This is a genomic window from Lentilactobacillus sp. TOM.63 (assembly GCF_030361045.1).
Lineage (GTDB): Bacteria > Bacillota > Bacilli > Lactobacillales > Lactobacillaceae > Lentilactobacillus > Lentilactobacillus dabitei.
This window is the reverse complement of the sequence record NZ_JAUCAP010000088.1, coordinates 1-9,913: the sequence shown is the minus strand read 5'-3', so window position 1 is coordinate 9,913 and position 9,913 is coordinate 1. Positions and strand designations below refer to the sequence as shown.

The following is a 9,913-nucleotide window of genomic DNA, read 5'->3' as shown; positions in this document are numbered from 1 at the left end:
TCATACTTAATTAATAATTCTATGGTACTCAAAAAGACGTCTACGAAGTAGACGTCCAGTTATTTAGTGCTTACGTTCCTGGCAGCTTCTGGTGGTATCTAATAGCTTTTGTCATGGTTGAAACAGCTAACGTTATTATTGGAACGGCTTATGAGACATTAGCAACTGAAATGACACCGAATGCTGATGATCGGGTAAAAATGTCTTCAATTCGATTGTTTATCTCTGCATTTGCAACATTTTCTGTATCCGCTTTACCCGCCACCCTGCTCGCTTTTCTCGGAGAAGGAGCTCAAGCATACACAATTTCAGGGATTGTATTTGGTGTAGTTTATGCGATCTGTACTTTGATCACTTACCGTTCAACATGGGAACATTCACCTGAAGAGGTGGAAAATTTTGAAAGCGCTAACGGATCCAATAGTGGTGAAAAGAAAATAGTTTTATTGGTTCCCTTCGTGATTACTGGGAAATGCTTCGCAATAAGTCTGCTAGATATATGGTATCCATATACTTCATGACTTACTTTGCAAAAGATTGTTTTTCAACAGCATTTTTATACTATGTTGTCTTCGTTTTGGGACTCTCCCAGACAATTGGACAAGGTATCACATCACTTTCATTCGTTGGAATGATTGTCGTACCAATTGCCGCATTTATTTTAATTAAAACAAAGAATCCAAAGATCAATTGGTCAACTTCATTTAGCTTGATTTTTATAGTAATGGCTGGATTCTTTGTACTATCATTACAACGTTCTCACTTAGGTTCTGGAACGACAATTATTTTCTTAATCATTTTGGGAGTACTTTGGCAAATCGGTCGACAATTTTTGGAATATACTGCTTGGCAAGTAATCCCTTTGGTCCCTGATGTCGATACGATTGTCTCTGGCAAATTACGGACTGGAACTTTTGCAGCGGTACAATCATTCACTCGTCAACTCACTGGGGCTTTAGGTTCTGCACTGCTTGGCTTTATCCTTCAATGGGGTGGCTTTCAAGAAGGTTCACTTCACCAGACTGCACAAGCTCAGAACGCAATTCTAATAGTTCTTATTGTCGTTCCAATTATCTCAATTGGGATTGCTTGGTGGATGGTTGCAAGATTCAACTTAAACCAGCGAACACATAAGATTTTGCACAACGAAATTGATCGTCTCCAAGGCGGTGGTAATAAAGATGATGTTGATCCTCAAACTAAATCTATCGTTGAAGATTTAACAGGCTACAAATGGGATAAGATCTGGAATACAACCAAATAAAGTTTCTTAATTTCATCTCAACAGAAAACTATAAAAAAGGCTAGAATACTGGCAATGAACAGAATTTGTTCGTTGCCAGTATTTTAGCCTTTTGCTGTGAATTAAATTAATGCTTCGCAGCACCACATTTGGAAATTCTTGCTACATTGCAATCGCTTTCGTCAACCTAGATGAGGACTGCTGCACGCAATTGATGCTAACATCTAAACTGCTTTGAACTAAAACCCAAAACCAGGGTTTCAGTCCAAAGCAGTTTAAATACCACATCAGCCCATTGCGCTCCGCACACTTATTTTCCCGGTGCCACATCATCCGTATTATAAGGCGATGGATTCAGCTTAAACTCATCATCTGCAGGAACTTCAGATTCATTGACGGCATGATTGGCCTTGTGCAGGGTGACGGTTCCCCATGCGGGTACTGTGACGTTTTGCCAATCTGTCCCGTGACCACTCACGGTTACTGCAGCCTTCAGTGGTTTACCAGTCGGATTATACAAATGAGCCGAAATTGACCCATCCGGAGCTTCAAAGGCCACTGAGCCTAAGCCGCCGCTAAAGCCGTCTGGAGTGTAATTTGATGAACCAATGACTTTCGAGCCGACTGGCACATCTTGACCAAAGTTTCGCAGCATGAAGTATTCCAAGTTCCGCTGAACTTTCCCGGTCGTATGATCAATTGTGACCACGCCTTCACGGCCAGTTGAATCCGCAGCATTTGGTAAGCCACGTTCATCCAAGGCTAAGTTCCACAACGTAATCATATTCAGCCCATTTCGAACCAGCCAATTGCCAATGATTCCCGGCATGATGTGGGATGCATTCTCCGTTGACTCTTCCATCATGCAACGACGTTCGGTCATGACCATCTGCCAATTAGGAAATGCCCGATTGGCGTTGAACAAGTTGTCATAAGGCCCACTGTAAGTGTGGACAGCCAGGCCATCAAATGCTGCAGCCTGTTCCGGCGTGACGTTATCTGTAATTGGTTCATTCAAGGCGCTAAAGCTATCATCTAAAAAGTAGATCTTTGTTGCAGGGAACGTCCGATCAAGTGCTGGCCGCAGATATTGATAGCCAAATTCAGCGATTTCAGAGGGTGTCCAGATCATGGCTGGCCAATGCGCGGCATTAGATGGTTCGTTTTGAATCGTCACGCCATAAATTGGAATGCCTAATTGTTGATAAGCTTCAATGTATTTAACGAAATAACGGGCATAAACCGCATCAAAGGTAAATGCTTTGCCATAGCCGTTGCCAGTGTACTGACCGAATCGGAGCCGCCCACCATATGTTAAATGGCCGGTATCCTTCATCCAGGCAGGTGCTGACCATGGAGAGGCAATAATCTTCAACGCTGGGTTAATCTTCAAAATTTCCTGAAGAACCGGCACAATGTATTTCAAATCCTTGGTTGCATCTGCGGCACCTGGGCTTCCTTCACCAACTGAAAATTTTTCCAACTTAAAATCATGTTCACCAAACGGCACATCGTCGTAAGTATAGTAATCTTGGCTGGAAAAATCACATGAACCAAGTGGCACCCTGACGCTCGAAAAGCCGCCCTGTTCTGGGTCAAACAACTCGTGCAGCAATGTATCCCGCTGCTGTTTATCCATCGCACCCCAAATCAGTGAAGCAGCGGAATCTGTGATCGCTGCCCCTTGACCCAACCAGTCTTGATGGCGCTCAGATGGATCAATCACAATTTTAGCGGCATCGGTTTCTGGGTCCCCAAATTTAGGTGTTTCGAGATGATCACGCCGTTGTTTCAAATCACCAGAAGTCGCCGTCCAAAACTCGGTTGAAAATCGATTTTCTGAATCAGTATTTGCCATTATGATCTCTCTCCTTTTATTATGAAGCGTTTACAAGCTCACTTAAAACAAAATTCCAAACCAAAACGCCAAGTAGCCTTGACTACCATTAGCTGTTCAGTTTGGAATTGTTAATGAAGCTCAATTATTCGTCATCATCCGTAAATTCACGTTGGTAGTCAGCAATATCTTTGTATTCCTTGGATAAGTCGCGACTCAAACGTAAGTAAATGGGTATCAACTTGCGATAACGGGCAAAGGCTTTCTCGTTGGGCTCGTAAATAGTCTCTTTACCCATGTACTTCTTAATGTCTCCGAGGTTATCTTCCATCCCCAACGCCATCTTTGCCAGAAACATTGCGGCCAGACTACCACTCTCGTAAGATTCTGGAATGATAATATCATTTTCAAAAATATCAGCCATCATCTGGGTCCAAAGGGTTGACCGGGCAAACCCACCGGCGGCTAAAATTGCCTTGGGATCACCAGTCACTTCTTTGAGTGCTAAGGTCACTGAATAGAGATTGTACATAATCCCTTCCAGAACCGCCCGGATCATGTGAGCGCGGGTGTGCTTCCGGTTCAAACCGAAGAATGAGCCGCGAGCGTTGGCATCCCACAACGGTGCCCGTTCCCCACCTAAATATGGGTGAAAAATCAACCCGTCAGCACCGGCAGGAACCGTTGTGGCAATCTTACTCAACATATCATAGGAGTCAATGTTCAGTAGTTTAGCCGCTTCTTGTTCACCACCAAAGAGGGAGTCATGAGCCCAGTTGAGGACAATTCCGCCATTATTGATCGGACCGCCGATCAAGTATTTTCCCTTCATGATCGGGTAGCAGTACAAACGGCCCTTAGGATCAACCCGAGGTTTGTCGACAAATGTCCGTACAGCGGCTGAAGTGCCGATGTTAATTGCCAGGACGCCGGTTTCAATTGCGCCAACCCCAATGGTGGAGAGGGCCCCATCTGTGGCACCCATGACAAAGTAGACATCTTTGCTTAAGCCAATCACTTTAGCGTACTCAGACTTGATACCCTGGAATTTATCTGTCGTATCTACCAATTCTGGCAGCTGCTCACGCTTAACGCCCACTTCTTTTAAGGCGACGTCATCCCATTTGGCAGTCTTCATGTTCAGCAAACCAGTCGCAGCTGCCATTGAGATCTCTTCCTTGAGCACACCGGTATACTTCCAGATAATATATTCTTTAATACCAACCCAATAAGCTGCCTGATTGAAGATGTCCGGTTGCTCGTTCTTGAAATAGAGCAGCTTATAAAATGGCCCCATCGGGTGAACCGGCAAGCCAGTCCGTTTGTACATGTCAAAGCCGCGGCCATTTTCTTTATAGTCTGCAGCGTATTTACCAGACCGATTGTCCGCCCAAGTTAATGAGCGGGTTAGCGGCTTAAAGTCCTTATCCAGCGCAATCAAGCTATGTTGCTGGGCGGACCAGGAAATCGCAATTACTTGTCCATCCTTCGCTTTACCAGTAACTTCTTGGAGAGCTGAAACGGTGGCGTTAAAAATTTCATCGGGATCTTCCTCGGCCATATCAGGGGTGTCTTGATAAAGCGGATAGCCCTTATTTGCTTTTGCGTAAATGTGACCGTCGGTATCGTACAGCAACGCCTTAGTGCTGGTAGTACCAACGTCAATTCCAATAATATAATCCATATGATAATCTCCGTTCTAATGTTGACTAATATCATAGAAATAGTCAGCAGATATATCAGTTAATCGGCGCAGTGTGCGACAATGAGCACGTTTACTCATTTAAAAGCAACCTAGTCACTTAAAGTATGCGTCAACTCACGTCCTGGTTGTTTACCAGCAACGATTGCCTTGACATCACTCACACACTTTTCACCCATCCCGTGCAAGCATTCGTAAGTGTATGCAGAGGTATGGGGGGTAACCAAGATCCGGTCATTTTTCAGGAATGGATGGTCGGCCTTAACGGGTTCAACTTCCATTGCATCGGCCGCATAACCAGATAATTGACCAGATTTGATGGCAGCGAGAATGGCATCTTCTTCAACCAAAGCACCACGGGCATTGTTACAGATGTAAGCACCCTTCTTGAGGTTCTTGATCGTCTTGGAATTGATCATGTGTAAACTGTTGTCATCCAAAGAAGCATTCAATGAAATATAGTCACAGCGTTTGAGTAAAGTCTCAAGGTCGACCCGCTCAACATTGTGGTTGGTGAACCACTCTTCGTCAGCTGCTGGATGAGGATCGTTTACGAGTACTGGACCACCAAAGATACTGAACAGTTCAGCCACCCGGCTACCAATGTTTCCACAGCCAATCACCCCAAAGGTCTTACCACTGAATTCATTTCCCATAAATTGGGCCCGATCTTCGTAACGGCCGGCACGTTCACGTTCTGATGATGGCACTACCTGGCGAACCAAAGCCATCAAGTTAGCCAATTCATTTTCGGCAACCGAGTTCCGTTCAACGGTTTGTGGTACGATCGCAACTTGGGTGCCGTGCTTCTTGGCAGCTTTAAGATCAACGTTGTTGAAGCCAATACCGTGACGAGAAATCAATAATAGATCGTCTTTGTTGTCAAAGAATTCTTCATTAAAGAATGGTGTGACACTGGCGATAATGATATTGAATCCCTGAAGCTTCTCAGCTAATGATTTGCCGTCAATATCGGTTGGCAGCATGAAGCGCTTAACAGTTCCAATGCCCTCAAGTTCCTTCCAATGCTCAGTAAATACCTGGCCAAAACTGTTTGAGTTCACAACTGCGATGTTATATTCCATCTTAAATTCTCCTTTGAAGTAATGTATTATTATTTTTGTCTACACTGATATACTAGTTCTTTGGCTATCAGTTGTCAAAGCCTTTTTTACAATAATGGCAACGGATTCATTGTTATTTTTGTGAGCCAACACTTCCTCTGCGAGTACTCACGGGTGGTATGGCAGTCTTGCTAATTCAATGCCAGTTACTTGTATATAAGTTTCAACTTAAAAAATGATATTACGGCCTATCTTTTAGATTCTATTATTCACAAAGAACTAGTTGTCGTTCAATGAAATTGATGTTATTAAGGGAATACGTCTTCACCATTCCTCGCTCACCTAACAATTTCCAATCTCATTATATCCGTATTCTGATATATCAAGTTTACGACAATTATAGAAATTATAACTCTAACTGTTGTAAGCGGTAACAGAAAGTGCTATTATTTTAATTGTCTGATGTACCAGTTTTGAGAATGCATAGTTGGTTGCTGATTTGATTCCCATTTTATTTGCTCTGTTTCAAAAACGACTGTAATTTCTCAAGCAAATGGCATTATTCAAATTTATATTACTAATTAGGATGTGACTACAATGGATAAAACACAAAAAACAGTTTTAGTTAATGCTCACCCATTTAGCATAAAAGATAAAGTCGGCTATATGTTTGGTGACATTGGTAACAACTTCTCATTCAACGTTGTTAACTCATTTTTAATGATTTTCTACACCAACGTTTTAGGATTAACCGGTGCCCAAGTCGGGGTCCTGTTTATCATCGCTCGCTTCGTTGATGCGTTTGCCGACATTACCGTTGGCCGACTGGTTGATAATAGTAAGCTCCATAAGATTGGCCGATTCAAGCCTTGGATTAACCGGATGAAATACCCACTGCTCATTTCATTGGTTCTGCTATTTGTTCCTATTGTTAAAGACTGGGCCTTAGGTGCTCGCTTGGCTTACGTCTTCATCACCTACTTGGCATGGGGAATCTTCTATTCATCCGTTAACATCCCTTACGGTTCCATGGCCTCAGCCATTAGTAGCAGCCCAAATGATAAAACTTCACTATCCACATTCCGAGCCATGGGTTCCGCTTTAGGTAGTGCCATTACCAGTTACATTATCCCAATGTTTATGTATGTTGGGGCTTCCCAAAAGATCTCTGGGAACCGATTCTTCTGGGTGGTTGTTGCCTGTGCAATCTTAGGTTATATCTGTTACCAATTAACAACCCATATGACAACTGAACGAGTTCGAACCGAAAAAAGTGAAAAGGTTCCAATGGGCCGGTTAGTTAAAGGAATGCTTGAAAACCGCGCCTTGATCATTTTAGTTCTGGTTGATTTGATTCTGGTTGTGAACCAAAACCTTTCTGGGACATTAATTTCGTACCTATTTAACGATTACTTCCAGAATAAGGCGGCCATGTCATTGGCCTTAATCGTTAACTTTGCAACCGTTCTTTTACTGGCACCATTTAGTAACTGGATGACCCAACGTTTTGGGCGAAAAGAAAGTACCGTTACTGCTTTGATTTTCGGGGCAGCAATGTACGCCATTCTGCTGGTATCTCATACTCATAGCGCTGTCTTCTACCTGGTTATGTTATTCCTTGGTTCGCTTGGTGCCGGTGTCTTTAACCTAATGGTTTGGGCATTCATTACCGATGTTATCGATAATCATGAGGTCCTCACAGGGGTCCGTGAAGATGGAATCGTCTATGGGGTTAACTCATTTGCCCGTAAAGTTGCCCAAGCAATTGCTGGTGGCTTCGGTGGGTTCATGTTGACCTTCATCGGCTACGTTTCCTCAACTAGTGGTGGTGTTCATCAAACTGCTGCTGTTGTTAACCGAATCTACAGTCTGGCTACTGGAGTGCCAACCGCATGTTTAACCCTTGCCGCTCTTGTCTTAATCTTCCTTTACCCATTAAATAAAAAACGGGTTATGGCAAACGCTTCTAAGCTTGAAAAGATTCACACCCAAAATACTGAAGCAGAGGAAAAATAATCTTTCGATCATCTAAATACAATTGGAATAAAGCTGGAGTAAAGTATCATTTTTGCTCCAGCTTTTTTGTTCGCCTTATTTTTGCAATTTTGCTTTTAGCCAATCAATCAGAATCGGAATGATTTTCGCTATAACTGCTTTGATATCTAACTTACAGCCGGTCAATAATGATCAAATTAATATCAAATAAAAATTAACCAAATAGTTGAAAGCGCTACCGGATCATGGTATTCTCTCTTTGACTGATGTACCAGTTAGGGGGGGATTAACAATGCTTTGATCAGTTTAAGATTCATTGTTACTTGCGCTATTTATATTTTTGGTTGTTGAAATTATTTTACTATTCACAAGATATTCTGAGGAAGTGAACATTTTGGATAAGACTCAAAAAACAGTTTTTGTCGCTAGCCATCCATTTAATATTAAAGATAAGATTGGCTATATGTTTGGAGACATTGGGAACAACTTTTCATTTAACGTTGTTAACTCGTTTCTAATGATCTTTTATACCAACGTGCTCGGTTTAACCGGCGCCCAAGTCGGAACGCTATTTATTATTGCTCGTTTCGTTGACGCGTTTGCTGATATAACAGTTGGCCGGCTGGTCGATAATAGTAAGCTCCACAAGAGCGGTCGATTCAAGCCGTGGATGGTTCGGATGAAGTACCCACTACTTATTTCACTGGTTCTCCTATTCGTTCCAATTGTGAAGGATTGGGGATTACCGCTGCGACTCACCTACGTCTTCATTACTTACCTTGCCTGGGGAATCTTTTACTCATCCGTTAACATCCCTTATGGTTCAATGGCCTCAGCAATTAGTAGTGACCCGAACGATAAAACCTCGCTTTCAACATTCCGGGCTATGGGTTCTGCCTTGGGTAGTGCCATTACCAGTTACATCATTCCAATGTTTATGTATATTGGTGCTTCTCAAAAGATTTCTGGTAACCGGTTCTTCTGGGTCGTTGTTGCTTGTGCTATTTTAGGTTACATCTGCTATGAATTAACGACTCACCTAACCACTGAACGAGTTCGTACCGAAAAGAGTGAAAAAGTACCAATGGGCCGTTTGGTTAAAGGAATGCTTGAAAACCGGGCTCTCTTAATCTTGGTACTTGCCGATTTGATTTTGGTTATCTTCCAAAACTTGTCTGGAACTTTAATTTCCTATCTATTCAACGATTATTTCCAGAACAAGGCTGCCATGTCACTCGCACTGATTGTCAACTTTGCGACGGTCCTCTTACTGGCACCATTCAGTAATTGGATGACGCGTCGATTTGGCCGGAAAGAAGCTTCCGTTACGGCACTGGTATTTGGTGCTATTATGTATGGAATCCTCTTAGTTTCCCATACCCACAGCGTTGAATTTTACCTGATTATGTTAGTATTAGGATCCCTTGGTGCCGGTGTCTTTAACTTGATGATTTGGGCCTTCATCACCGATGTTATCGATAACCACGAAGTTATTACCGGCGTCCGTGAAGATGGCATTGTTTATGGTGTTAATTCCTTTGCCCGGAAGGTTGCCCAAGCCATTGCCGGTGGTTTCGGGGGCTTCATGTTAACGTTTATCGGCTACGTTTCATCAACCAGCGGTGGTGTTCAACAGACGGCTGCCGTTGTTAACCGGATCTATGAATTAGCCACTGGTGTGCCAACGGTATGTTTGACATTAGATGCCATTATTCTGTTCTTCTTCTACCCATTGAATAAGAAGAAAGTGCTTGAAAATGCTGCCACTCTTCGTCGAATTCACATGGAAAACACTGAAGAAGAAAAGGGAGACAACTCCGATTCAGCAGAGAAGTAATTATTTATTAGTGATTATGCATTATTCCTGATTAATATCGTGACTTAATAAAGAACCGGTTTCACATAACCAACGAATGTGTTAGTTATGCGAAACCGGTTCTTTTTTCCTAAAATAATCAATCAAAAACGGTAATTCCTAAATCAACTTGATTAGAATGTAAGCACTAAATAATTGGACGTATTCAAAAAGGCATTCGAGCATGTTATTCTTCAGATAACACAATCGAATGCCT

General features: G+C 42.6%; 7 protein-coding genes. 4 read left to right on the top strand and 3 right to left on the bottom strand.

Annotation, left to right across the window (positions count from 1 at the left end):
• The first annotated feature begins 113 nt into the window (after nucleotides 1–113).
• Both QUF07_RS12315 and QUF07_RS12310 read left to right on the top strand, forming a co-directional pair.
• Nucleotides 114–521 (top strand): MFS transporter, encoded by a 408-nt coding sequence (locus tag QUF07_RS12315; protein ID WP_289427642.1) that lies wholly within the window; start codon nucleotides 114–116, stop codon nucleotides 519–521.
• A complete protein-coding gene (locus QUF07_RS12310; RefSeq protein WP_353960966.1) occupies nucleotides 473–1,264 on the top strand; it encodes an MFS transporter in 792 nt (263 codons plus the stop codon). Before QUF07_RS12315 ends, QUF07_RS12310 begins: the two co-directional genes overlap by 49 nt.
• Before the next feature lie 289 nt (nucleotides 1,265–1,553).
• Here the strand turns inward: QUF07_RS12310 and QUF07_RS12305 are convergent, their stop codons facing one another.
• From QUF07_RS12305 to QUF07_RS12295, 3 genes are all read right to left on the bottom strand, one after another.
• Nucleotides 1,554–3,101 carry a glycoside hydrolase family 30 protein gene (locus QUF07_RS12305; RefSeq protein ID WP_217342029.1) on the bottom strand — a complete coding sequence of 516 codons (1,548 nt, stop codon included), beginning with the start codon at nucleotides 3,099–3,101 and terminating at the stop codon, nucleotides 1,554–1,556.
• Nucleotides 3,102–3,225: 124 nt separating this feature from the next.
• Nucleotides 3,226–4,764, bottom strand: coding sequence for a gluconokinase (gene gntK, locus QUF07_RS12300; protein ID WP_289427638.1), 1,539 nt, complete (start codon nucleotides 4,762–4,764; stop codon nucleotides 3,226–3,228).
• A 110-nt stretch (nucleotides 4,765–4,874) separates the two neighbouring features.
• Nucleotides 4,875–5,867 (bottom strand): D-isomer specific 2-hydroxyacid dehydrogenase family protein, encoded by a 993-nt coding sequence (locus QUF07_RS12295; protein ID WP_217342031.1) that lies wholly within the window; start codon nucleotides 5,865–5,867, stop codon nucleotides 4,875–4,877.
• 576 nt (nucleotides 5,868–6,443) lie between these two features.
• Here QUF07_RS12295 and QUF07_RS12290 point away from each other — a divergent pair.
• Both QUF07_RS12290 and QUF07_RS12285 read left to right on the top strand, forming a co-directional pair.
• Nucleotides 6,444–7,862 (top strand): MFS transporter, encoded by a 1,419-nt coding sequence (locus QUF07_RS12290; RefSeq protein ID WP_217342032.1) that lies wholly within the window; start codon nucleotides 6,444–6,446, stop codon nucleotides 7,860–7,862.
• Nucleotides 7,863–8,235: 373 nt separating this feature from the next.
• Nucleotides 8,236–9,678, top strand: a complete 1,443-nt coding sequence (locus QUF07_RS12285) for an MFS transporter (protein WP_217342033.1) — start codon at nucleotides 8,236–8,238, stop codon at nucleotides 9,676–9,678.
• Nucleotides 9,679–9,913 lie beyond the last annotated feature (235 nt).